Source organism: Paraburkholderia bryophila, assembly GCF_013409255.1.
In the GTDB taxonomy this organism is placed as follows: Bacteria; Pseudomonadota; Gammaproteobacteria; order Burkholderiales; family Burkholderiaceae; genus Paraburkholderia.
The window spans coordinates 2219453-2244068 of the sequence record NZ_JACCAS010000002.1 but is presented as its reverse complement, the minus strand read 5'-3'; the positions used below and the strand labels follow the sequence as shown (position 1 = coordinate 2244068).

The 24616-nt window shown below is 64.0% G+C and carries 20 protein-coding genes; 5 read left to right on the top strand and 15 right to left on the bottom strand.

Features of this window, described 5'->3' with window-relative positions; translation table 11 throughout:
- Positions 1–13: 13 nt before the first annotated feature.
- The 6 genes from GGD40_RS30985 to GGD40_RS30960 form a co-directional block, all read right to left on the bottom strand.
- Positions 14–1699: a GMC family oxidoreductase gene (locus GGD40_RS30985; RefSeq protein ID WP_179746206.1), complete on the bottom strand. Its 1686-nt coding sequence runs from the start codon at positions 1697–1699 to the stop codon at positions 14–16.
- Between the two features lie 117 nt (positions 1700–1816).
- Positions 1817–2875, bottom strand: a complete 1059-nt coding sequence (locus GGD40_RS30980; RefSeq protein ID WP_179746205.1) for an ABC transporter substrate-binding protein — start codon at positions 2873–2875, stop codon at positions 1817–1819.
- A 425-nt stretch (positions 2876–3300) separates the two neighbouring features.
- Positions 3301–4020, bottom strand: coding sequence for a YbhB/YbcL family Raf kinase inhibitor-like protein (locus GGD40_RS30975; RefSeq protein ID WP_218901355.1), 720 nt, complete (start codon positions 4018–4020; stop codon positions 3301–3303).
- A gap of 168 nt (positions 4021–4188) precedes the next feature.
- Positions 4189–5073 (bottom strand): helix-turn-helix domain-containing protein, encoded by an 885-nt coding sequence (locus GGD40_RS30970; RefSeq protein WP_179746204.1) that lies wholly within the window; start codon positions 5071–5073, stop codon positions 4189–4191.
- A gap of 69 nt (positions 5074–5142) precedes the next feature.
- Entirely contained in the window at positions 5143–5643 is a 501-nt protein-coding gene (locus GGD40_RS30965; protein ID WP_179747106.1) for a GNAT family N-acetyltransferase, read from the bottom strand.
- A 153-nt stretch (positions 5644–5796) separates the two neighbouring features.
- Positions 5797–6399: a hypothetical protein gene (locus GGD40_RS30960; protein WP_179746203.1), complete on the bottom strand. Its 603-nt coding sequence runs from the start codon at positions 6397–6399 to the stop codon at positions 5797–5799.
- Positions 6400–6641: 242 nt separating this feature from the next.
- Between GGD40_RS30960 and GGD40_RS30955 the strand changes: the two genes are divergently transcribed.
- Positions 6642–8543 (top strand): potassium transporter Kup, encoded by a 1902-nt coding sequence (locus GGD40_RS30955; protein ID WP_179746202.1) that lies wholly within the window; start codon positions 6642–6644, stop codon positions 8541–8543.
- Between the two features lie 85 nt (positions 8544–8628).
- Here the strand turns inward: GGD40_RS30955 and GGD40_RS30950 are convergent, their stop codons facing one another.
- Complete coding sequence (locus GGD40_RS30950) at positions 8629–9324, bottom strand: hypothetical protein (protein ID WP_179746201.1); 696 nt, start codon at positions 9322–9324, stop codon at positions 8629–8631.
- A gap of 105 nt (positions 9325–9429) precedes the next feature.
- Positions 9430–9681 carry a hypothetical protein gene (locus GGD40_RS30945; protein WP_179746200.1) on the bottom strand — a complete coding sequence of 84 codons (252 nt, stop codon included), beginning with the start codon at positions 9679–9681 and terminating at the stop codon, positions 9430–9432.
- A gap of 514 nt (positions 9682–10195) precedes the next feature.
- On the opposite strand from GGD40_RS30945, the gene GGD40_RS30940 reads away from it, so the two are divergent.
- A complete protein-coding gene (locus tag GGD40_RS30940; protein WP_257030631.1) occupies positions 10196–11020 on the top strand; it encodes an alpha/beta fold hydrolase in 825 nt (274 codons plus the stop codon).
- Between the two features lie 155 nt (positions 11021–11175).
- Here the strand turns inward: GGD40_RS30940 and GGD40_RS30935 are convergent, their stop codons facing one another.
- Genes GGD40_RS30935 through GGD40_RS30920 form a run of 4 tightly spaced genes read right to left on the bottom strand, consistent with a single transcriptional unit; the run spans position 11176 to position 16055 of the window.
- Positions 11176–12141, bottom strand: a complete 966-nt coding sequence (locus GGD40_RS30935) for an efflux RND transporter periplasmic adaptor subunit (RefSeq protein ID WP_179746199.1) — start codon at positions 12139–12141, stop codon at positions 11176–11178.
- Between the two features lie 56 nt (positions 12142–12197).
- A complete protein-coding gene (locus GGD40_RS30930) occupies positions 12198–12398 on the bottom strand; it encodes a DUF1656 domain-containing protein (protein WP_179710466.1) in 201 nt (66 codons plus the stop codon).
- Positions 12382–13881 (bottom strand): efflux transporter outer membrane subunit, encoded by a 1500-nt coding sequence (locus tag GGD40_RS30925; RefSeq protein ID WP_179746198.1) that lies wholly within the window; start codon positions 13879–13881, stop codon positions 12382–12384. The genes GGD40_RS30930 and GGD40_RS30925 overlap by 17 nt, the downstream gene beginning before the upstream one ends.
- Entirely contained in the window at positions 13878–16055 is a 2178-nt protein-coding gene (locus tag GGD40_RS30920) for an FUSC family protein (RefSeq protein ID WP_179746197.1), read from the bottom strand. The genes GGD40_RS30925 and GGD40_RS30920 overlap by 4 nt, the downstream gene beginning before the upstream one ends.
- A 253-nt stretch (positions 16056–16308) precedes the next feature.
- Between GGD40_RS30920 and GGD40_RS30915 the strand changes: the two genes are divergently transcribed.
- Entirely contained in the window at positions 16309–17229 is a 921-nt protein-coding gene (locus GGD40_RS30915; RefSeq protein ID WP_179746196.1) for a LysR family transcriptional regulator, read from the top strand.
- Positions 17230–17238: 9 nt separating this feature from the next.
- On the opposite strand, the gene GGD40_RS30910 is transcribed toward GGD40_RS30915, so the two are convergent.
- The 3 genes from GGD40_RS30910 to GGD40_RS30900 form a co-directional block, all read right to left on the bottom strand.
- Complete coding sequence (locus GGD40_RS30910) at positions 17239–20256, bottom strand: ATP-binding protein (protein ID WP_179746195.1); 3018 nt, start codon at positions 20254–20256, stop codon at positions 17239–17241.
- Positions 20257–20428: 172 nt separating this feature from the next.
- A complete protein-coding gene (locus GGD40_RS30905; protein WP_179746194.1) occupies positions 20429–20965 on the bottom strand; it encodes a DUF3331 domain-containing protein in 537 nt (178 codons plus the stop codon).
- A 44-nt stretch (positions 20966–21009) separates the two neighbouring features.
- Positions 21010–22002 (bottom strand): MBL fold metallo-hydrolase, encoded by a 993-nt coding sequence (locus GGD40_RS30900; protein WP_179746193.1) that lies wholly within the window; start codon positions 22000–22002, stop codon positions 21010–21012.
- 219 nt (positions 22003–22221) lie between these two features.
- Between GGD40_RS30900 and GGD40_RS30895 the strand changes: the two genes are divergently transcribed.
- Both GGD40_RS30895 and GGD40_RS30890 read left to right on the top strand, forming a co-directional pair.
- Positions 22222–23358 (top strand): FAD binding domain-containing protein, encoded by a 1137-nt coding sequence (locus GGD40_RS30895; protein ID WP_179746192.1) that lies wholly within the window; start codon positions 22222–22224, stop codon positions 23356–23358.
- Between the two features lie 274 nt (positions 23359–23632).
- On the top strand, positions 23633–24547 hold the full coding sequence (locus GGD40_RS30890) for a helix-turn-helix domain-containing protein (RefSeq protein WP_179746191.1): 915 nt from the start codon (positions 23633–23635) through the stop codon (positions 24545–24547).
- The last annotated feature ends 69 nt before the right edge of the window (positions 24548–24616 follow it).

The window sequence follows — 24616 nt, the reverse complement described above, 5'->3', positions numbered from 1 at the left end:
CGCGCCGAAAACCTCACACCCGCCCGCGCAACTGATCCGAGATACGCTCCGCGATCATGAGGGTCGGCACGTTCGTGTTCGCGCAAGGGATCGACGGCATCAGCGACGCATCGCATACGTAAAGCCCGCTGACGCCGTACACCGCGCCTTGCGCGTCGCAGACGGCGAGTGGATCGTGCGCGGCGCCCATGCGGCAGGTTCCCGACGGATGCCAGGTGCCGCCCACCGAGCGCTTTACAAAACGCGTCAACGCCTGATCGTCGGCGAGCAGTCCGGTCAGCGTGACGCCCCCGGTCACCAGCCGCCGCACGAGCCACCCGCGCAGCGGGCCCGCACAGTCCAGCAACGCGCTAAGCGTGCCGCGCTGCAACGCGTTCCACACGCCCGGCACCGCCACGCTCGCCACCCGCGGCGAGTAGCTCGACGGCAGCAGGGTCGCGCGATGCTTCGCCATCAGCGGATCGGCCAGCGTCGCCGCGCCGAAGCGCAGCGCGAGCTTCAAACGTTCGAGGTCGCGCGCGTCGGACAGCATGTTGAAATCCACCGCGGGTTCGTCGTGCGGATTCGCGGACGTGAGCGTCACGCGGCCGCGCGAATACGATTTGTTGACCCAGAAGAAGATCGTGCCGAGCCGGTAGCCGACCGAATGCCAGCCCGAACGCGACAGGATCGCGCCGTGCATGTCGCCGGGCACCGTGTCGCGTAGGCTCGACGAAAAACGCACGACGGCCTGCTCGTGATGCTCGTCGGGAAACGGCGTGCGCGCGGCGCGCGGCAGCAACGCCGACACCGCGATAGACGGATGTTCCATCAGATTGCCGCCGACACCGGCGCGATCCGCGAGTACCTCGATGCCGAGCGCGGCAAGCTCGGCAGCCGGTCCGATGCCGCTGCGCATCAGCAGCGCAGGACTGTGAATCGCGCCCGCGCTGACGATGACCCGTGCGGCATGCAACGTCTCGCTCGCCCCGTCACCGCCGGCAACACGAATACGCGCGCCCACCGCGCGCTTGCCGTCGAACAGCACACGCTCGACGAGCGTGTCCGTGCGAATCGTCAGATTCGGCCGCGCGCGCACACCGTCGTCGAGATAGCAGACTGAGGTCGGAATACGCTCGCCGGCCTCGCTCACACCGATCGAGCCGATAAACGTGCCGTCTTCCCACGCACCGTTCTGGTCGTCACGCCGCGGATGCCCGCGCGCGTCGAGCGTGGCGAGCACCGCGCGCACGAACGGCGAGACACGCGCCCAGGGCGCGCGCTGAATCCGCAGCGGACCACTCGCGCCATGCAGTTCGCCGCCGAAGTCGCAATCGGTTTCAAGCTTGCGGAAATACGGCAGACAGGTCTGCCAGTTCCAGCCGTGCGCACCGAGCGCGTGCCATTCGTCGTAGTCGGCGGGAGCGCCGCGATTCGCCATCAGCGCATTGATGGCCGAGCCGCCACCGAGCAGGCGTGCCTGTTCATAGCGGCGGCTGGCCGCCGGTCCACTGATGCGTGCCGTCAGGCGCTGCCAGAGATTCGCCGGGTCGAGATAGGCGCGGCCCGGATAGCGGCTGCGCACTGCGGCGGGCATATCCGTTCGCGAGATATTGCGACCGGCCTCGACGAGGCACACGGTCTTGCCGGCGTCTTCGGACAGGCGCGCGGCGAGCACGCAGCCGGCCGAGCCGCCGCCGAGAATCAGATAGTCGATCACGTTAGATGAGTACGCGGATAAGGCAAGCTGCGGGACGAGGGCACCGGTGGCGCCAAACGACGGCGCGCGGACTCGCCGCTTCGCGAGTCCGCGCGCCGGACTGGTTGCGCCCCGCTGTTACTGCATGAATTTGAGCCAGCGCGCCTTCGCCTGAACGCCGGCGTCCGACGCCCACCATTCCTCGGACATCAACGCCTGCTTCGCCGCATTCTCCGGCGAACTCGGCAGCTCGCTCGCGCGTTTGGCGTCGATCTTGCCCGTCTTGAACGCGGCCGGATTGCCCGGACCGTAGTCGATGTAAAGCGGCAGGTTCGCCTGCAAGTCGGGAGACACGGCCGCATTGACGAACTTGATCGCGTCGGCCAGATTCGGCGCGTTCTTCAGCACGCACAGTTGCGTGTTCTGCAGAATGCCGTCGTTGAAGGTGAAGTCGATATCGGGGTTGTCCTTGCGTACCGCACTCGCGCGACCGTTCCAGATCATCGTCATGTCGACTTCGCCGTCATGAAGTAATTGCGCCGACTGACCGCCCGAGGTCCACCAGACCGTCACGTCGGGCTTGATCTGCTGAAGCTTTTTAAAAGCACGGTCGACGTCGAGCGGATAAAGCTTGTCGCGCGGCACGCCGTCGGCGAGCAGCGCGGCTTCGAGCACGGTCTGCGGATCGTTGCGCAACGCGCGTGTGCCGGGGAAGGCTTTCACGTTCCAGAAATCGGCCCAACTCTGCGGGACTTTTTTCAAGGTCTTCTTGTTGTAGCCGATCACCGTCGAATAGAACTCGTACGCCACCGAGTACGGCGTGCGGTACTTCTCGGGCATCGACGCCGCATTCGGGAGTTTCGAAAAATCGAGCTTTTCAAGCAGGCCTTCCTTGCCGCCGCGCAAACAGTTGGAGGTCGGCGTATCGACCACGTCCCAGATCGGTTTGCCGGTTGCCCCCTGGGCTTTGATCTGCGGCCACGCGTCCGGAATGCTGTCCTGATTCACCGTGATATTCAGCAACTTCGCGGCCGGGTCGAGGATCGCCTTGGTCTGCGCTTCCTGATACGTGCCGCCCTGGGAGACGAAGGTAATCTTTCCAGCGGCGAAAGCGGGCGTCAAACAGGCGGACGCGAGCGTCGCCGCGCCAAGGATCAGAACAGCGGCAAGCGGGCGCAACGTTGGCTTCTTGATCACGACGGTGTCCTCGATACGGTTGGGCGAAAATTGCGCCGATGTAATGAGCGTTGAGCCCAATATAGTGAGTCTATTTCACCGCGACAACGCCTGAATTGTTTGAGTGGCCATGACATCACGTTATGAGGCCGGCTCCTCCCGGCACGCTATCGGGACGTTGGACCAGGCTACGCCCGGGTCTACCCTGACTGCTCGCGAGACCGCCAGCAGGAATGCGCCCGCGGTAGCATGGCGGCGGTTCGGCAAACCATGCTGCTCGTCCCCATCATGGGGATCGTTGCGGCCGCGCTCGCTCTCGGAGAACCCCTGGGTGCGAGAGAATTCGCTGCGATGGCGCTGATGTTAAGCGGCGTGGCGCTCGCGCTTCGACGCGGGAGCGCCAGGGTGAGCGCGGGGTGAGCGGATGTTAGCCGGGCCGTGGTCTGTCAGCGCCTCGCTGAGCGATTCACGAAGTAATCGACGCTCGCGCTTCCCGTGGCCAGAACATGCGTACGCATCGCTCGCAAAAGATCGGTGCGAGTGAATGGCCCCGACAATCCGAGCGTGCCGACATCGAGTGCGTAAACCGTCACCCGATAGCGATGCACACGCTCGTCGTTCCATGGCGGACATGGGCCCATGTAGCCGCCATACGGACCGTCCTTCATGAAGGCCGCGAAGCCGTTCTGACCTCTGACACCGTACGCCGTGCGTTCAAGCGGCAAACCGCCGTGAACGTGGCCGTCGCCGTCCAGCGCTTCCGGCAAGGCGGTCCGATCCCCGGGAATATCGGCGAGCACCCAGTGGACGAATTCCTGGCGAGGGGCGTCGAATGCGATGCTCGTGCCGGGCTGGTTCAGCGTCGACAGGTCGAGCGGCACGTCGGGATCGATCAGGGTCAACGCATAGGATCGCGTGCCGGCCGGTCCTCGCGACCATGTCACCGGGAGACTTCGGTTCGCGCCGGGTGCGCTTCTGCCGGCCGTGGTCGACACGCAGGATGCGTTGGTAAGCGCAAGCTGGCGTACCGCCGCAGAGGCCGGCGCTTTCGACGCACCGATCACGACCTGCAACATCTCCGCGCCCGCCTGAGCGCTGGCCGTGCCGGCCGCGAATGCGAATGTCGCGGCGACCGCTGTCGCGCAAAGTCTTGTTGTCGTTTTCATTTCCGTTCTCACTAGCTTGTCCGTCACGACAAATTAGCAAGCACGGTGCACCACAGCGCGCACGCAAACGCTCAAAGTTCGGCCAGATCCGATCAGTTGTTCGATACCCGCAATTGAGAAGCGAAAGCCGTCTCGTCGTCACCACGACTCGCGCGCTGTCACTCGCGGTTATTTGCCGTCGTCGATCGGCAGCGGATCGTGGATCGCACGCGGATCGGCGCCTTCAATCTCACGAAATCGCTCGATGAAGCGTCGCGACGACCGATACCCCGACGCCAGCGCCGCATCGCGCACCGAAACGCCCGCCTCCTTCAGCATGGAAGAGGCTGCAGCCATCCGTTCTTCGGCGAGCAACGCACGCAACGATTCGCCCTCGCCCGCGAGCTTGCGCCTGAGCGTGGCGTTGCTCATGCCCAATTCCGCCGACAACAGATCGGCCGTCCACGGATGATCGGGCCGCCAGCGCACGAGCGTACGCACAGCGTCGGCAATGGACTGCGCCGCCGCGTGCGGGCGTAACGGCAAAACACCGCGCGTGCCGAGGATCAACAGAATCTCCATGATCCGATGATCGACCAGCACGGGAGGCAGCGATTGCGTTGCAATGCCTTCTGCGGAATGCAGAATCGCGCCGATCAACAGCGGATCCAATCGCGCCTCGATGTTCTGTGCGCCCGTTTGCGCCTGCCATTCAGGATGAGCGCGATGCGCGCCGAGAACGAGCGCTTCCGAGAAATCCAGAAACAGCGCCCGGTAAAAGCCGGTGACATCATCGGGCACATTGACGACATCGCCACGCCATCCGCCCGGCAGCACGATTGCGCGACCGGCGGCGAAACTTGGCTGCCGGCCCATTGTTACGAGTTCCTTCGATCCCTCGAGCACGACGATCAACGACGGACGCGGCAGGAACACATCGGCGATTCGCTCTCTTTCTCGCGCGACGAACGCGAACATGGAAGGCCGAGCCGCGACGCGCAGCAACGACGGCGGCCGAGTATCCACTTTGGCGAGCCGCTTGAGCGCCAGCAATAAATCACGAGTCTCCGTCATACGTAGTCGACGCCTTGCAATAACGGGTAGTAGAAAAGAACCGAGCGAGGAATGCGCGAAAGACTCGCGTCACCGCAGCCGTTTAACCATGTGCTCTTCATCGTAAAACCGGCCATCTATCTGCATGGCGCGCGGCTCTACACCGAAGCGCTCAAACCCCTGCGATACGTACAATTTTTTCGCGGCTACATTTTCCGCATTGACGCACAACATCAACTGAACGCAGTCCCACTCGTTCGACGCATGCACCGTCGCGGCCGACAACAGCAACTGAGCAATGCCTTGCCCACGCTGCGACGGGTGAACGAACACGCCCCAGATTGTCGCCTTATGACGCACCTGAACCAGAGGCTCGCGGCGCACACCGGTAATCCCGATCAACTCGCTATCGGCGAATGCGCCGAAAACCGCTTGCAGGTCTGTCGATTGAATACGCGCGATGGTTTGTTCAGTCGAACGCGCCGACTCTTCTTCGCGAGTCGGCCATATTGAAGTTGGCGAGTTGTCTACCGCAAGAAGACGCAACGTTCTGAAAAGGCCGGCGTCGGCGGCGGTGAGTAGACGGATCATGGTTGTAATTTGAATTTCATCAAACAGGAAACAGGACACCGCTCAGCGCGGGCCAACAGCCGGCCGCATCGAGCGACTCCCGGATTCGATAACGAAAGCGATCCGGTGTTTTAACACGTTTGCGAAATGATCTACTCCGGCTCGTCTTCCCATTCACTTCAACCCGACGATGTAGAAGACGACATCCTCCTTGCCGACATTCTTGAGCTTGTAAGGGCCGCTCGCCTCGAAGACACGCACCTCGCCGGTCTTCCACATGGCCATTTCTTTTCTTCCGTCAGGATAGATCCGCTGGAGCGACCCGCCTTTTATCGCACGCACCACGCGGTAGGGGCGCGCGCGGCTATCGGTTTCAGCACCCGGTTTGATCCGTTCTTCCGAGGCCACCACCTTTTCGTTTTCCGCCATGACCTTGATCTGATCGGACGATGACGTCATCGGGGCCTTCTCCTGCGACATGGCCGGATTGCCCAGACTCATCATCACCGCGAACGCAACCCATTGAAGGCGTCCGATAAAAACCGCTAGTTTGGCCACGATGCACCTCGACGTTAAGGTCACGCAAACGCGAATCCCGTCATGCGGACTCTGCAATCCGTTATAGGCCAGCGCCAGCGCCGATATCAGACAAACCCGCGACTCGCGGCGTCGAACGCGACGTGCAGGCGCGCTGGGTAAAGGCATCGCAATGTTTTCTGAAAGGAAGCCACGGTAGGATTCGGGCTGGCACGTGTCGCAACGCGACGCGTCGATCATGCTTCGCCGAAGACATCGAGGATTCACATGAGTACTTACATCCTGCTGGGCGGTGGTTTCGGGCTCGCCCTACTCATCGCGATCTGGGGAATCTGGCGGCTGAGGTAGCGTCGCGCACACAGACCACGCCCGACCCGGCCTATCCTTTGCATCAGCTCGCGAGTCGCATCGACCGGCACTCATCGCCGCCCGTCCCGCCAGGCTAACGTTTCCGCCGCCTTTACTCCGCTTACGACAGACCTATGTCCTCCTCCGCGACTTCCTCACCCAACGCTCCCGCCAAGGCGGCCGCGCCAAGCCTCGTACTGGGCGCCATCGGCGTTGTGTTCGGCGACATCGGCACCAGCCCGCTCTACACGCTTCGTGAATGTCTGAAGGCGGCCGGCGGCATCACGCAAACGAACGTGTTCGGCATCGTGTCGCTGATCCTCTGGGCGATCATCATCGTGGTGACATTTAAATATGTCACTTTCGTGATGCGCGCCGATAACGACGGCGAAGGCGGCATCCTCGCGCTCACCGCGCTCGCGTCACGCGTCGCGCCCGAGCGGCTGCGGCAAGTGCTATTGACGCTCGGCGTGTTCGGCGCGGCGATGTTCTATGGCGATTCGATGATCACGCCGGCCATCTCCGTGATCTCCGCGGTGGAAGGCGTGACGCTGGTCGACCCGCACCTCGCCGAGTGGATCGTGCCGATCTCGCTCGTCATTCTCACCGGCCTCTTCAAGATTCAGAAGCGCGGCACCGGCACGGTCGGCAAAGTGTTCGGCCCGATCATGATCGTCTGGTTCGTCACGCTGGCGGCGCTCGGCTTGTCGCATATCATCCCGCACGTCGACATTCTGCGGGCCGTGTCGCCGACCTATGCGTTCGTGTTCGTGACGCATGCGCCCGGCACTGCGTTCATCGTGCTGGGTTCCGTGTTTCTCGCGTTGACCGGCGGCGAAGCGCTTTACGCGGACATGGGGCACTTCGGCAAGCGGCCGATCAACCTCGCGTGGCTGTTTCTCGTGTTGCCGAGCCTGGTGCTGAATTACTTCGGCCAGGCCGCGCTGGTGCTCGATAAACCGTCGACCATCGCCCAACCGTTCTTTCAGTCGGCACCGAGCTGGGCGCTGGTTCCGCTGGTGGTGCTGGCCACGGCGGCCACCATCATCGCGTCTCAAGCGGTGATTTCCGGCGCGTTCTCGATGACCAAGCAGGCCGTGCAACTCGGCTTCCTGCCGCGCATTCCGGTGGTCCATACGTCGTCGCACGAGATGGGCCAGGTGTACGTGCCGTTCATCAACATTTCGCTTTACGCGGCGGTGGTGTTCCTCGTCGTGTTCTTCAAATCGTCGGATAACCTCGCGGCGGCGTACGGGATCGCGGTGGCGTCGACCATGCTGTTGACGACCCTGCTGATGTATTTCATCACCCACGACCTGTGGAAATGGAGCCCGCTGAAAACAGCCGTGGTCATCGTGCCGCTCGCGCTGGTCGACGCCGTGTTCGTGTCGAGCAACGTCAGCAAGGTCATGGAAGGCGGCTGGTTCCCGTTACTGGCGGGCGGCGTGCTGTTCACCGTGATGACCACGTGGCACAAAGGGCGCGAAACCCTGATGGAGCGGATGAGAAGCGACAACCTTCCGCTGGCGACCCTGATTCATTCGCTATGCGACGGCGCTCATTCGCCGCCGCGCACCAACGGCACCGCGGTGTTTCCCGGCGGCGTGGCCGGCATGGCGCCCAGCGCGTTTCTGCACAACCTGAAACATAACGGCGTCATGCATCAGTTCAACATCTTCATGGCCGGTACGACCGACAACGTGCCTCACGTGCCGGACGAACAGAAAGCCGTGGTCGAAGATCTGGGACATGGCTGCTACTCGGTGGTCGTGCGTCATGGCTTCACCGAGATTCCCAACGTGCCGCGTGTTCTGGAGTTCGTGCAGAAACAGATTCCGGAATGGCACTACGAGCCCTCCGACACGTCGTTCTTCCTCGCACGCGATACGGTGCTGGCGACCGGCGAAAGCAAGGCGATGTCGTTGTGGCGCGAGAAGCTGTTCGCGTTCCTCGCGAGGAACGCGGCGCAGGCGGCCGAGTACTACAGCCTGCCCGCGAATCGCGTGGTGGAAATGGGCGGTCAGATCAATATCTGACGGCACAGCACGGGCGCCGTCCCGTGCCGACTGTTTGAGTCAATAAGACAGTGGACAGTGACGGCGTGCGTCGTGAGCGAACGGCTCAGGCTTCCGTGTCGACCATGCCGGTTGTCTTGCCGGAGGCGAGCATCAGTTGGGCAAGCTCGGAGGTGGCCATTTCAATGGCAGAATTGATCGTCGACACCTGACTCGACAAACTGCTCACACGAACTTCCTGAGCGCTGACCTGAACGTCGTCGTCAGTCGATTGCGTCGAGCTGGATTGACGCGAATGTTTGGCCTGTGTGGTTTGCGCGGATGCGTCGGCTGAAGCGTTACCGCTTGACTGAATCGCACCGATCGACTGGCTGCCTTGCGATTGCGAGCCGTGCGATACCCGTGTTTGCGATCCCTGCGCTTGCGACATTTGCGACTCCACCGCCGCGAGTTGCGCCTGCAGCCGCTGGATCAGTTGCGTGAGTTCCTGCATTTCGAATTCAGTGGCGCTCGAGCTGCTGGACGCACCGCCGCCACCACCTCCGCCACCACCCTTGCCGCCCTTGCCTTTGGCGTGAGTGGTCGAACTACTGCTACTCGACGAACCCGAAGCCGCCGAGGTCGACGTGGCGCTACCGGACTGCGAGCCGGATGAGCCCGATGAAGTAGCGGAAGTAGAGGCGGAACCCGCCGCGGCAGAACCCGAAGCCGCTGAATTCGCCGTAGTGGCCGTTGTCGTCGCGGCCGTTGCGCCGCCGTTGGTTTGCCACGCGTTGGGGCTGGTCGCGCTGGTGATCTGCATCAGCACACCTCCTTTAAACAGGTCAATTCATCGGGAATGAGCAAGCCCCGACGGACTGCTCCTCAATGAATAACGGCAGCGCGCGGCGCAAACTTTAGCGCCGCCTCAGCGATCTCCGCGCAGCCACGGTCTGTCCTCGCCACGCGCCGCCTTCTTTTTCGACGAAGGCCACACGGCCGCGATCAACCCGGCGATCAGTCCGAGCACCCCGACGAGCGCCATCAACCCACCGCCGACGTAAGGCGTCAGCGCCGCGCCAAAGGAATTGGCCGCGCCTAGAAACAGCAGACCGACGAGCAGCGCGACGCATCCCCCGATGCCCCACACGGCCGCTGCCACGGCAAAAAATCGACTCATTGTGACCCTGAGAAATGAATGCATCGTTGCGATGGTGACCGTATGGACCGGTGCGAGCAATACATGCCTCACACGCGAACGACCCGATGCAACTCAACACGATAGTTGGCGTGGATTGTACCTGGTGTAAAAAAAGCGCCGTCGCCGGCCTCGTTCACCTTCAATTCCCCCCGCGATTCGGCCTCGAATTCCGTTAAGAAGAATTAAGCATTCTGAAGTTCAACACAGCCGGTCGCGCCGTAGGATTCAACCTGTGATGTCCCATGACGCACCCGTCAGAACGGCACATCCATCAACAACACAAGAAACAACACAAGACTGGAGAATCACTTTGGCCCACTCATCCGAAACGCCGTCGGCGCAGCGCCGTCAACTACTCATGGCAGGCGCTGGCGCAGCGGGTGCCGCCGTCGCCGCCATGGCAGCACCGGGCGCCGCCATGGCAGCGGCATCCGCCAGCAGCAGCACGCACACGGGCAACTCGTCCCATTCACATCAAGGAGAGCGTCACACCATGAACTACGTTACGACTAAAGACGGCACGCGAATCTTTTACAAGGACTGGGGCACCGGCACGCCGGTGGTGTTCTCGCATGGCTGGCCGCTCGACGCCGATGCATGGGACCCGCAGATGCTGTTCCTGGTCAACAAGGGCTATCGGGTCATTGCACACGACCGCCGCGGCCATGGCCGCTCGGACCAGCCGTCGCACGGTAACGACATGGACACGTACGCGGACGATCTGGCCGCGGTGATCAACGCACTCGACCTGAAGGGCGCGATGCTGGTGGGCCACTCGACGGGCGGCGGCGAAATCGCTCACTACGTCGGCCGTCACGGCACCTCGCGCGTCGCGAAGATGGTGCTGATCGGCGCGGTGCCGCCGATCATGGTCAAGACCGAAAGCAACCCAAATGGCCTGCCGATGTCGGTATTCGACGGCATTCGTGCGAGCGTCGCCAGCAACCGCTCGCAGTTCTATAAAGACCTCGCGGTGCCGTTCTTCGGCTTCAACCGTCCGAATGCCAAGATCGAACAAGGCACGATCGACGAGTTCTGGCGCGAAGGCATGCTCGGTTCGATCAAAGGCCAGTACGACTGTATCAAGGAGTTCTCGGAAGTCGACTACACGGCCGATCTGAAGAAGATCGACGTGCCGACGCTGGTGCTGCATGGCGACGACGACCAGATCGTGCCGATCGACCAGGCCGGCCGCATGTCGGCGAAGATCGTCAAGAACGCCACGCTGAAGGTCTATCCGGGCGCGCCGCACGGCATGTGCACGACGGAGGCCGACAAGGTCAACGCCGATCTGCTGGCGTTCCTGCAGCAAGGCTAAGGTTGGGTCTCGGGGGTCGACGGCTCGATCAGCCGGACAGCCCCCGAAGCGAACCCATCATTCAGCACCGCCCGGCTGCACGACAGCCGGCGGTGCTGAATCGCTTCTACGGTCGTGATCCATCGAGCGCCATGGCGTTCAAACCGTTCAAGCGTTCACGACGAGTGACCGTCTTTCGGCCGCAGCGTGACCGTGCAGGTCATGCCCATCGCGAGCTTCATCCCGGCGGGAATGTGGTCGAGATGCACCCGCACCGGCACGCGTTGCGCGAGGCGCACCCACGTGAAGATCGGATTGACGTCCGCGAGCAGATCGCCGTTGCTGGTCGGATTGTCGCGATCGGCGATCCCGCTTGCAAGGCTATCGACGTGGCCAAGAATTTCCTCGCCACCCGACATTAGCCGCACCACCGCCTGATCGCCCACATGCACGTGCGGCAGCTTGGTTTCCTCGAAGTAGCCGTACACCCAGAACGAATGCGAGTCGATCAGCGCCATCCGCGCGCTGCCGGCCGTGGCGAAATCGCCCGGATAAAGATTCAGATTGGTGATGTACCCGTCCGACGGCGCGTGCACTTCGCTGCGCGCGAGATTGAGCACCGCCGTCTGCTGCGCGACCTGGGCGGCCTTGACCTGCGCCTGGGCCGCGCTGTAGGCGGCGACGTCGGCGGCATACGCGGCGGCCGACTGCTTCGCGAGCGACGCCGCGTCGACGCGGCTTTCGTCGGAAATCACATCGCCCGCCAGATTGGCGCGGCGCGCCGCCTGCGCGCGCTTCATCGCGAAGCCGGATTCGCTGCCCGCCATCTGTGCCTTGGCCTGCTCCACCTGCGCCTGAGCGCGCAGCAGATCGGCATCGGCTTGCGCCACCGCGTAGTGGAAACGCGCCGGATCGAGCACGAACAGAATGTCGCCTCGATGCACGAACTGGTTGTCCTTCACCCGCACTTCGCTGACGAGGCCGGAGACGTCGGTGGCGACCTGCACGACCTGGGCGCGAACCCGGCCGTCGCGCGTCCACGGCGAGAACATGTAGTCGAGCCACAGCAGGCGCACCAGCAGAATCGCCACGACGAGAAGGGTAAGCGTGAAGGCTCCGCGCAGCAGGGATTGCGTTTTCATCTTCTTGGCCGGACGTTAGCGGTCGGTGAATTCATGGAAGCGTTTCAGTGACGAGCTTATTGCCGCAGCAACAGCGCGATGCCGCTGAACAGCGCGGCGAACAACGCGATACGGAATAGCCCAGGGTGCCACGCATAGCGATAGAAGCCGAGCCTCGCCAGCACCAGATCGAGCACGAAAAACAGCAGCGCGCAGCCGACGAGAATCGGCAGCAGGCCAGGCACCAGTAGCGAGAACAGATCAATTTCGCCCGGCATCGCTGGCTCCTTGCGACACGTCGTCGGTCGGTGCGGACGGGAAACCGCCGCCCAGCTCTTTCATCAAAAGCGCCCACGCGTCGAGGCGTTTCGCCTGAATCTGCGCGAGGCTTTCCTCCTGCTGCAACTGTTCGTTCTGCGCGGCCAGCACGTTCAGAAATTCGGTGATGCCGCTGCGATAGCCGGTGTCGGCCAGCCGGAACGAGCGACGCGCCGACGCCAGCGTGCTTTCCACCGACGCCTGCTGCTGGTCGAGTGAACGCAGCGACACGACCTGAATCGCCACGCCCTGCATCGCGTTCACCACGCTCTGGTTGTAGGCGTCGACCGCGGCATCGCGCGAGGCGACCGCCACGCCGTATTGGCCACGGCGGCGTCCGCCGTCGAAGATGGGCAGCGAGATCGCCGCGCCTACGCCGTGGCCCATGCCGTCGCTATTCACAAAGTTGAAGAAGCCGCCGAAGGTCGCCGCCGAGCCGAGCGACGCCGTAGCCAGCAGATCGATGTCCGGATAAAAGTTAGCATGCGCGGCGTCGATGCCCTTGTCCGCTTCGAGCACGCGCCAGCGCCCCGCCACCACGTCCGGCCGATGGCCGAGCAGGTCCACCGGCAGCGACGCCGGCAACGCGACCGGCACGCTCAAGGCGAGGCCCGGACGGCGCAGCGTATCGCCGTAGCCCGGGCCTTTGCCGGCCAGCCCGGCGAGACCGATGCGGGTCAATGCAAGCTGCTGCTGCGCTTGCTGCACGCGTGTCGTGCTCGTCGCGAACTGCGTGGCGGCCTGGCTGACTTCGAGCTGACTGCCCACGCCCGCGTGCCAGCGGCGCGTTGCGATGTCGAGCGTGTGCTGCTGCTCGTCCTGCACTGCACGGTAGACGTCCAGCAGCGCGTACTGCAACGACAACTGCACGTAGCTGCGCACCACGGCGGTCTGCAATTCGATTTCGGCGAAGCGCGCGTCGGCGGCGGTCGCGTGCAGGTTGTCGAGCGCGCCTTCGCGAAGCGCCCGCGTTTTGCCCCACAAATCGAGATCGTAAGAGAGATCCGCCTGGATGCTGTTGCTCCACACCGTCGTGCCGCCCGGCGGCGCCGGCGTGTTGTAGCGCGCATAGCGGCGGCGTTCGAAACTGCCGCCGGCATCGAGTTGCGGCAACTCGGCCGCACCGGCAATCTGCAGCTGGAAGCGCGCCGCGTCGATCCGCGCCTCGACCGCGCGCAAGCCGGGGTTGCCAGCCGTGGCGTCCTGTACCAGCGTGTCGAGTTGCGGGTCGCCCCATGGTTGCCACCAGCGGTCGGTGGGCCACTTCGCGTCCTGCTGGGTCGCGCGCAACGCGGCCCCCGCATCGAGCGATGCCGGGTCGATCATCGACTCGCGCGTATGGATGCCCCCGCTGTCGATGCATGCGCCGAGCAACGACGTACACGCGAGCGCCACCGCTATTGCTCGCGACCTCGTCAAGGTGAACAGACAACGCGCGCTCATACTGGCGCTCCCGGGGGTTGCCACAGCCACACAGTATCGTCCTGCAAGGTCAGTTCGGTGAAGTGCAGCAACGCGCGCATCCGGCAATGCGTGAGCATCGCGGCATCCACCGTGTTGCTGTGCGTGATCGGCAACACGTCCAGCGCGCGCCGCGTCGCGGCCAAGGCGGCTTGAGCGGCCTGCGGCGCGGCATTGCAGAAGAGGTCGGCGAGCGCCGCCAGCCAGGCGTCCTGCGCGGCGGGCCAGCCGGACGGCAGCGCGTCGCCGAGCCGCTCGGTATCGAGCCGCATCTGGATCATCGCGCGGCCAATCTCCAGCGCGGCGAACGCCCAGCCGATCAGACGATTGCGATCCACGCGCGGATCGACCGGCGCCGCCGCGATCTGGATGATGAAATCGCGCAGGCTCAATTCGAAGCTGTAAAGCAGATCGTCGAGTTCGTCGTTACGCGCGCTCTCCGCCACCAGCGCGCGAATCTGCTTCAGGTACTGCGCGGAAATCCAGTCACCCGCGCGCGGCACGATGATCGAGAACGCGACCGCCGCGGCGGCGATACCGACCAGCAGCGCAAAGCCGGTATCGAGGTAAGCGCTCGGGTTATAAACAGTCGGATTCGAAATGCTGACGATAAAGCAGAAATAGATACTGAAGCCGAGGCCGAGCACCGCCGTCTTCGCGAACGAATTCACGTAGCTGCCCACCATCACGAAGATCGCTATCGACGCCGCGAGCAACGGAAAGTTATCGAAGCGCGGCAACAGAAAAAAGTTGAATCCGAAGCCCGCCAGCCAGCCGGACAGGCACCCGCCGAAAATCTGCCAGCTCACCACGGCCGGGTTCGGCACGAGCGCAAACAGCGCACTGGTGATCGCCACCGCGACGATCGCGCTGGCGCCGTTCACCCAGCCCGACGCGAGCCACGCCGCCCCGACCGCCAGCACCGCGATCGCCGCGCGCGCGCCGGCCACCAGCGCCGCCGTGCGGTTGGCTGTCGCGCGCGTCCGGCCGATCCGGCTGAGCGCCTGAAACACCGACAGGCTCCACGGCTGCCGGTCCTCGACCCGCGCGTCGACATAAGCGCGGCACAGCAGGCGCAGATCGGCGATCGAAAAGAACAGCGCCGCGCCGGTGGTCGCCGCGAACTGGCGCTGCTGCGGCGCCTGGCCGTCGAGCGATCGAAGCAGACGCTCCAGTTGCGCGGGCAGCGCCTGTTCGAACGCGTCGAGATGGGCCAGCATGGTCTGCACCTGGTCGAGCGCGACCGGTTCCGTCTGGCGCAGATCCGGCACGATGGCGAGCAGGCCGCCGAGCAATTCGTCGACGACCGCCAGCACGCGCGGACCGGCTTCGGCGGCGACTCGGGTCTTCAACTGATGCAGCGCATGAATCCACGCCACGGTGTCGAGAAAGCTCCGGTCGAGATCGAGAAACAGGTGGTTATGCAAACGGATCGACGGATCTTCGAACACCGCGCCGCTGCGCAGCGTTTCCACGCCGGCCCGCTCGCGGATCAGATCGAGAAACAGGTCGAACCCGGCGACGGCGGCCGTGCGTTCAAGCACCGCATGCAACGCATTCAACAGATGCGTGAAGTTGCGCTGGCTCGATGCGTAGAGCGCCGGCGTGACGCGCTGCGGAAACACCGCGGCGCTGATCACGCTCGCGCAGACCACGCCGATCACCACTTCGCTCACGGTGAACACGACGTTGTCGAACACGCCATACGGATTCGACCACGCCGGCATCGCGGTGATCGCCGTACCGTAGCCGGCCAGCACGAAACCATACGACTGAAAATTGCGGTAGTACGACGCGCCGAACACGCACGCGCCGATCCACGCCGCCAACGCGAGAAAGAACAGCAGCGGCTGCTGCGGGAACAACGCGATCAGCACGAGGCCCGCCAGACTGCCGCATACCATGCCCAGTCCGCGATAAAAACCGCGCGCGATGACCATGCCGCTTTGCTGATGCATCATCACGATCACGCACGACACCATCGCCGTGCCCGGCGTGCGCAGTTCCAGGCGCATGCACAAACCCATCGCCAGCGTCGCCGCCATGGCGACCTTGACGATGTGGAGCAGGCGCGGCGCGTCGTCGCTCCAGTACGCTTTCCACTCGTCACGCAGACGCGGCGAGGCCGCGCCTTCGGCATCCGCGGGCGGGGTCATAGGGCAGTCGTCAAGCGCTGGGTGAGCATGGGTGAGTGGCCAGGTGTCCGCGAGATAGCCCGGCGCCGTTCGGCGGCCGCAATCTGCCAAGGCTAGGCTATCCCATCAAAAATGTCCTGAACCGGAGTAAAAACACCTTAATGAATCGGGCCGTAGCGCGCGAAGAAAAAAGCCGTGCCGGTCGTGCGAAGGCATTAGCGAAACGACCGGAATCCAGTATGCTGGCGGTCTTCAAGCCTTCCCGCCGTTCGCCATGAATCTCTCTTTCGAAGTGCTGCAGGTGCTCGACGCCATCGACCGAACCGGCACCTTCGCCAGTGCGGCCGAAACGTTGCACAAGGTGCCGTCGTCGTTGACGTATCTGGTCCAGAAGCTGGAGCTCGATCTCGGCGTCAAGCTGTTCGACCGCAGCGGCAGGCGCGCCATGCTCACGCACGCGGGGCGCGTGGTGGTCGAGGAAGGGCGCCGTCTTCTGCAGGCGGCGGAAGACCTCGAATGCAAGGCCAAGCGCATCCAGCACGGCTGGGAAACCGAACTGCATGTCGCGATCGACGAAATCATTCCGTTCGATCTGCTGTGGGATCACGTCAGCGATTTCTACAAGCTGAAGCTCGATACCCGCCTGCATCTGTCGAAAGAAGTGCTGGGCGGCTCGTGGGACGCGCTGCTCACGCGTCGCGCGGACCTGGTGGTCGGTGCGGCGGGCGACCCGCCGCCGATTCCCAATCTGATGGCGAAGCCGATCGGCTCGTTAAAGCATGTCTTCGTGGTCGCACCGGATCATCCGCTCGCGTCGGTGCCCGGCCCGCTGACGCAAGACATCGTGGCGAAATATCGCGTGGTGGCGATCGGCGACACGTCGCGCAAACTGGCGCCGCGCACCATCGCGATTGCCGACAACCAGGAGGTCATGACGGTCCCCACGCTCGAAGCGAAACTCGCCGCGCAGATCCGCGGTCTCGCGGCCGGCACGATTCCGGAATGCCTCGCCGCCGAGCCGCTGAGCCGGGGTGAACTGGTGCAGAAGGAAGTGATCGGCATGCGGCACACCACGCATTTCTATCTCGCGTGGCGCGGCGACGAAACGGGTAAGGCGCTGCGTTGGTGGGTCGAGCAACTGGACCGGCCGACCCTGATCGACGACGTCGCGCAACAAAGAATGATGCACGGCTGAAGAGGCGGCCTAGTCGCGCTCTACCACGTTGCTTCGAGCGTCTTCGTCGAATGAATCCACGCGGGTGCGGGGAATCCTGGCGGCAGCGGATCTTGAGGCTTGTGAGGCGGTAGCGGCTGAAGCGGCGCCCTGCTCGCCGGCCGCCGCCGACGCGATCAGCAGCACGTTGGTCGCGGCCTTGAAGTCGTCCCAGTCGAGCCCTTCGGTCAGCTTCGCGCACGCGGAACTCAGCAACTGCGCCGCCTCGACGCTGCGGCCTTGCGTGTGCCATAGCGCGCCCAGGCTGGTCGCGGCGCGCAGTTGCAACGAACGGCAGCCTTGCGCGAGCGAATCTTCCAGCGCCGCGATCAAACAGTCTTCCGCATCGCGCGCGACGATCTCCGACGGCGGCGCACCCGCCGGCGCCATCAGCAGCAATTCGCCATGAATGCGCCTGAGTTCGCCGGCATACCAGTGGTCGCCGGTTTCGTCGCAGCGCATCAGCGCGCGCGTCACCGTGGCAACGCCGTCGTCCCGTTGACCCGCGCGGCCAAGCGCGAGACTGTACTGACCGATCAGCATCGCGCGCGGCGCGCCGAATTCGAGCGACTCGAGATGCTCCAGCGCGACACGGAACGCATGCAGACGCTCAGGGCTAACATCGTCCAGCGAGCGCAGGTATTCGCCGAAACAACGGCAACAGGCTTGGGCCACGCTCAACCCCGCATGCGTCGCGACTTCGTGCAGCAGCGCGAGCGCCTGAGCCGCCCGCTCGCGCTTGCCCGATAACAGCGCGAGCGGCACCAGCGCCTCGATCAGCACATAGCATTTGACGATCGCCTGTTGCTGATTGCACGCGTCGACGACGCACGCCTCGGCATGCCGAAGCGCCTGATCGCGCCACCCCTGCAACCACAGCACGCGCGCCAGCGTCGCGCGGCCGACAATGCCTTGATCGACGGAGCGTCCGAGCGGCAGACCATAGCGCAAGCTGTCGCAGCGCAGCAGCATCTGTTCGATCGACGTGCGCGCCTGCTGCTGATCGCCCGCATAGTGCGACGCGATGCCCAGCAGCCGGTACGCGAGCACCGCGTTGCTCGCGTCGCCGGTCTCGGCCGCGCGCGACGCGAAGCGCCTCGCGAACGCCAGCGCATTGCGCGCCGCGCCGGACGACTGGCTCCCATTCCACATGCCCCACAAGGCCCGCGCTTCGAACGCCGCGTCGCCGAGCGCGATCGCCGACGCCAGAATCTCGGACCACAGGCCACGCGTTTCGCGATCCGGTCCATTGACGTAGACCAGCGCCGCGCCGAGCGCCGCCTGCAGTTCCATCCGAACCCGCAGATGGTGGGTCGAGCGCGAGCCGTAGTGCGTTGCCGCGACGGCGTCGAGCGCGCGCCGCGCCCACCTGCAGCATTCGTCGACCAGCGAGAGCTCGTAAAGCAGAAAGACCGTCTTCACGGCCAGTGTCTCGCCGAGCGCTTCATCGCCCTTGGGCGACAGCGCCCAACCGAGCGCCGCGCGCACGTCGTCCAGCAGCGCGCGCATGCGCTGATACCAGGCGTCGGAGAACGCATTCGCCGGGTCCGCGCGACCCTGCGCCTCGCGCTCCAGCAGACTCTGGAAGTAACGCGCGTGCTGCAGCGTGACAGTGCGCCGCTCGCCGTTGTCTTCGAGCTTCTGGATCGCGTAGGCGCGCATGGTCTCCAGCAGCCGGTAGCTGGCGCGGCCGCCTTCCATACGCGTGACCACCAGCGATTTTTCGACCAGCCCCGAGACGGCGGCGATCACGTCGAGCTCGCGCAACGTGTCGTCACCGGCTACCGCGATCGCCGCTTCCATCGTGAAGCTGTTGACGAAGATGCCGAGCCGCCGCAGCGTCGCGCGCTCGGCGTCGTCGAGCAGCGCGTGGCTCCAGTCGAGCGTGGCTTTCAAGGTCTGATGGCGCGGCAACGCCGTGCGATTGCCGCCGGTCAGCATATTGAAGCGATCGTCGAGATGCTCCGCGAGCGTCTCGATGCCGAGTATCGCCGCGCGTGCCGCCGCCAGTTCGATCGCGAGCGGAATGCCGTCGAGACGGCGGCAGACCTCGCCGGTCAGATGAATGCTTCTCTCATCGGAGGAAAAGCGCGTGTCGATCGCGCGGGCACGCGACACGAACAGTTCGACCGCACTGCATTGCAGCACCTCCTGGCTGGGATCGTCCCGCGCCGGCACGTCGAGCGAAGCGACCCAGTACAGATGCTCGTCGGCGACGCGCAGCGGCTCCCGGCTCGTTGCCAGCACACGCAAGGAGGGACTCACATTCAGGAGCGTCTCGGCCAGTTCCGCGGCGGGCCCGAGCACGTGCTCGCAGTTGTCGAGCACGAACAGCATGCGCCGCTCGCCGAGCTCCCTGGTGAGGGTGGCGAGCGTCAGCGGACCCATCGACGGCGCGACGCCGACGCTCGCCGCGAACGCGGCCAGCACGCCGCTCGCGTCGGTGGCGGAAGCCAGCGAGACCAGATAGACGCCATCGGGAAACCGCGTCAGCAGGCCGCGCGCGATCTCGACCGCAAGGCGGGTCTTGCCGATGCCGCCCGATCCGACCAGCGTCACATGGCGGGCCGACGACAAGGCCAGCGCGATGTCTTCGAGCGCTTTGCCGCGGCCGATCAACGGCGAGTAACTGACCGGCAGGTTATGCGGCGCGGCGAGGCCGGAGGTGGCACGCTCGGCCACTTGCTCTTCGTGGTCTGTGTCGTCGGGCGTCTGCGGCGCACGGCTCTGCAGCAAGCGGTAGCCTCGGCCGGACACCGTGCGAATCAGTCCGCGACTTTCGCCGAGCATCTTGCGCAGCGCCGACATATGCACTTGCAGATTGTTTTCTTCGACGATTGCATTCGGCCAGACGGCCTTCAGCATGTCGTTCTTCGACACCAGTTCACCGTTCGCGGCGATCAGCACGGCCAGCATATCGAACGCGCGGCTGCCCAGCCGGACGGGCTTACCGTCGGCCAGCACTTCGCGGCGCTCGAGATCGACCAGAAGCGAACCTATGCGAATCATTACCTGAGTTCCCTGGCGCAACGAATGGAGGAAAAACTGAGGAATGCCCGCTCAGCGTTGCGTCCCCGAAGTCTAGAACATCGCTGGCCATGGATGCGCGAAAAAAACTGAACGTATGATTCAAAAAATTTGTACTAAGCGCGCACTGCGTGACGCGCCGCTTACGCGCTATCTAGCGCGCGCTGCCCGTCATCGCCACCTTCATGGCGGGCAGTTGCTCGACCACCGAGGCGAGAATCATCGCCGCCGCATTGGCAGGAATCGACGCGCGCACTCTCGGCTTGTAGATCATGTCGTCGCGACGGATCACCGCGCCGCTCAACGCGCAGCGTCCCTTGAGTCGGGCGCGGCAACTGATCCACACCTGATCGGCGTAGCGGCAGCGCGTGGCGTCCTGCCACAGCACCGCGATCGACGACTCGGACAAGCGCTCCACCACTTCCACCTGAACGTGCGGCGTCAGCGCATAAGCCGCGCGCCGCGAAGCAGGCCGCAGCAGGAAGGCCTCACCCGCGCCTTCGCCCTCGCCCTCGCCATCGCTCCGGTCGACGCGGCGCAATGCGTGGATCACGTGATTCCATACCGACACACCGGCGTCATCGAAGGCCGCGCCGCTCTGCTCGTACGAAGCCTGGCACGCTGCCTGACGGGCACCGTTCGCTTGCAGCGTGTGCTGCCTGAGCGAGCCCGAAACCGTTTCCGTTTTCATTTGCCGTTCTCTCGAAGTGGTGAAAGACGAACCCGACGCCGCGATCATGGCGCAGGTGCGGCTTCGTAGTTGACTGGTACCCAGTCATACGTCATGCCGTTCCTTCTGATATGCCCCAAGCCCGGAAAGGCGATGTGCGCGGCGCCCACCAGGTAGTGCCGGTCGGCCGCGAGGTTGAGCGCGTAGCGGCGCGAGCGCTGTGCCGAAGCCGCGTCGGTGTCGTACTCGACGGTGGCTGCGGGGTTCTGCAACTGGATCGATGCCACATGAATCACATCGCCCCAGACCAGCAGATCCTTCGCATCGCTGTCGACGAGATACGCCGTGTGACCCGGTGTATGACCCGGCAGCGCGATAGTGTGAATACCCGGTTCGAGATCCGTATTGCCGCTGAAGGTTTTGAAACGCCCGGACGCGACATAAGGCGCGACGGACGCGACCGCCGCATCGAAGAAGGTACTGAGGAAGCTCGGCGCGGTCAGTTTGTTAGCCGGATTCAGCCAATAGTCCGCTTCGGCCTGGCTGACCCGCACCACCGCATTCGGAAACACCATCGCGCCGTTGGCGATGATGCCGCCCACGTGGTCCTTATGCAGATGCGTCAGCAGCACTTCGTCGACCTGCGCGGGTTGATAGCCCGCGGCGCGCAGATTGGCCAGCATATGTCCGCAGCAATCGCCGTACAGCACGCCCGCGCCGGTATCGATCAGTATCAGCTTCGAGCCGGTGTTGATCAGAAACGCGTTGATCGAACCTTGCACCGGCGCATGCAGAAAATCGCGTTCGAGATCGCGGGCAATTTCAGCTTTCGGTACACCTTCGACGACCGTGTCGATCGGAAACGGATGCGTGCCGTCGAGCAACGCGGTCACTTCGAATTGCCCGACCATGATCCGGTAAAAGCCCGGGCCCTGGGTTCGGACCTGCGGCGCGGCGGCCGACGCGGCAAGCGGCCACGCGCTCACGATCATGCTCAATATCACGAGGCACCAGGCTGTTGCCTGCGTGGACCACGCGTGCCGGATCTGCTTCTTCATTACGTTCCTGTGGGTTGTCTCAACGGTGAAAAAAGCATACGACGACGCGTCCGTAACCGTTGCTAATTTTTATTAATTGTCCTGAGCCAGCGGGGTTTTCAGCCTGTTAATGCCAAAATTAAACCCTGTCCTACGCGCTAAAGTCCGCATTAGCGCAAGGCCGATGAAAACCCTTTCTGCTTCGGCTGAAGCATCACTTCGATCCGTAGCGCAACCCCTATGAAAATTGCTATTGCCGGTGGTTCGATCGCGGGCCTCGCCTGCGCGTTGACGCTGACCTGCAAGGGTCACGACGTCCACGTCTATGAACGTTCAGCGGCGCCGCTGCGCGGTCGCGGCGGCGGCGTCGTGGTGTTGCGGCAGATGTTCCACTTTCTCGAACAGCACGGCTATCCGGTGCGCGGCATGCTGTCGGTGCCCGCGCACCGGCGCCGCTGGCTCGATGCCGAGGGCAGCGTGATTCGCGACGAACCCGAGTTGCTGCCGTTCTCGTCGTGGGACGCTGTTTACCGGTCGTTGTGCAGCATGCTGCCGTCCGGCGCGATGCATTACGGGCACACGGTCGCCAGCCTCGCGCAAGACGCGGAGGGCGTGACGATCCACTTCGACGAGCACGCCGAGCCACTTCGCGTGGACCTCCTGATCGCCGCCGACGGCACCGGCTCGCGGCTTCGCGCCATGCTGTTTCCCGCTAGCGCGTCGTCTTATGCGGGTTATATCGCGTGGCGCGGCGTGGTGGAGGAAAGTGCGTTCGAACGCGCCGATATCGCGGAGCTGATCGAGAACATGACGCTGTTACGCGCGGACGGCGCGCTGTTCATGACGTTTCTGATTCCCGCGCTCGACGGCTCGCTCGAAACGGGCAAGCGCCGCTTCAACTGGCTCTGGTACCGGAACGAAACCGACGCGGCCACGCTCGCCTCGTTTCTGACGGACCGCGAAGGCCGGCATCACCATGCGTCGATCGCGCCCGGCGAACTGTCGGCGCACTCGCTCGCGCACCTGCAACACGCGGCCGCCGCGCATCTGCCGCCTGCGCTGTCGCAACTGGTGGCTGCCACCGGTGCGCCGTTCCTGCAAGCCATCGCCGATGTACTGAGTCCGTCGTTCGCTCAAGGGCGTGTCGCGCTGGTCGGCGACGCCGCCTGCACGCTGCGGCCGCATACGGGTTCGGGCACCTCGAAAGCCGCCGACGACGCCGTCAGCCTCGCGCAAGCACTGGACACCTCCACGGCGACACCGGACGTGGTCCGAGCGCTCGCCGACTGGGCCACGGCGCGACGCGCGGCGGTCGAACCGCTGCGTCTCAAAGGACCACGGCTGGCTGAGTCGTTCGGTCTTGGGTCGCCGTCATAACGCGGCAAAACGCAACGGCGCGGATATCCGCTCATGGCGAAGGCCGGTGGCTTTAAATCGAACACCAGCGGCACTGCGCAGACCATTGCGCGCTGTTAGAAAGCCGATTAAAGACTTATTGAATCGCACACAGGAAGCTCAACAAAAAAATTAATATTTAACATTTGTCGTTTTCCGAGATAATCGCGCCACCACGCCGACTTTCACCCTCCATGATTTTGGCCAGACGCAGCGGGCCAAAAACCTGCCGCGCGACGAACAGAGGTGACGGATCATGCTCAACGACGCAAACATTTTTACCACCGCGGCATCCCGGCAAAAAGACTCGCTCGGATGTGTTTCTAATCAACTGCATAAAGACCTCGAACTGCACACCGGCGAGTTCACGTTTTATCGTAAATGCCGCCGCGAGCAGAACACCAGCGAAGTCGCTACGCCACCGTCGGACCGCGGCTTCCTGATCGGCGTTTCGCTGGCGGCCGGTCACCGTCGACGAATCATGTCCGGCAACCGTTCGACCCTGCACGACTTCGAGAAGGACTCGGTCTACGTTCGCAATTTCGAAGACGACTACCGGGCCGACCTGCACGGCGCATTCGACTTCGTGCTCGTCGAGCTATCGCACGCATTCGTCACGAACACCTGCTATGAGCGCGGCGGTTCGGCGATCACCGGCTTCTCGTCGCTGCTGGGCAAGAAGGACCCGATCTTCGGTCACCTGGCGCAGGTGCTCGCGCTGACGCTGGACAGCCGTAGCGAGGCCAGTCCGCTGTTTGTCGAGCAACTGGGTGTCGCGCTCGGCACGCATCTGATCGACCGCTATGGCAAGGTCGCAAGCGAGTCGGACAAGAAAAGCCGGCGCCTCTCGAGCCTGCAGGAAACCCGCGCGAAAGACATGCTGCTCGCGAGGACGCAGGGCAGTATCTCGCTCGAAGAAATCGCCAGCGCGTGCAATCTGTCGCGCAGTTACTTCATCCGCGCGTTTCGCGAGACCACGGACCGCACGCCGCACCAGTGGCTGGTGGAGCGGCGCATCGATCGCGCACGCGATCTGCTGAAGCATTCCGACGCACCGTTGTCGGAGATCGCGATTGCTTGCGGCTTCGCCGATCAGAGCCACTTCACCCGCACTTTCTCGCAACTGGTCGGCGCGCCGCCCGGCACCTGGCGCCGCGAGACCCGCAAGTAAAGTAAAGCGCGCCGGCCCTCGGCGCGCTTCGATCGACCGGCTTCAAACAGCCCCGTTTTAATCAGACGA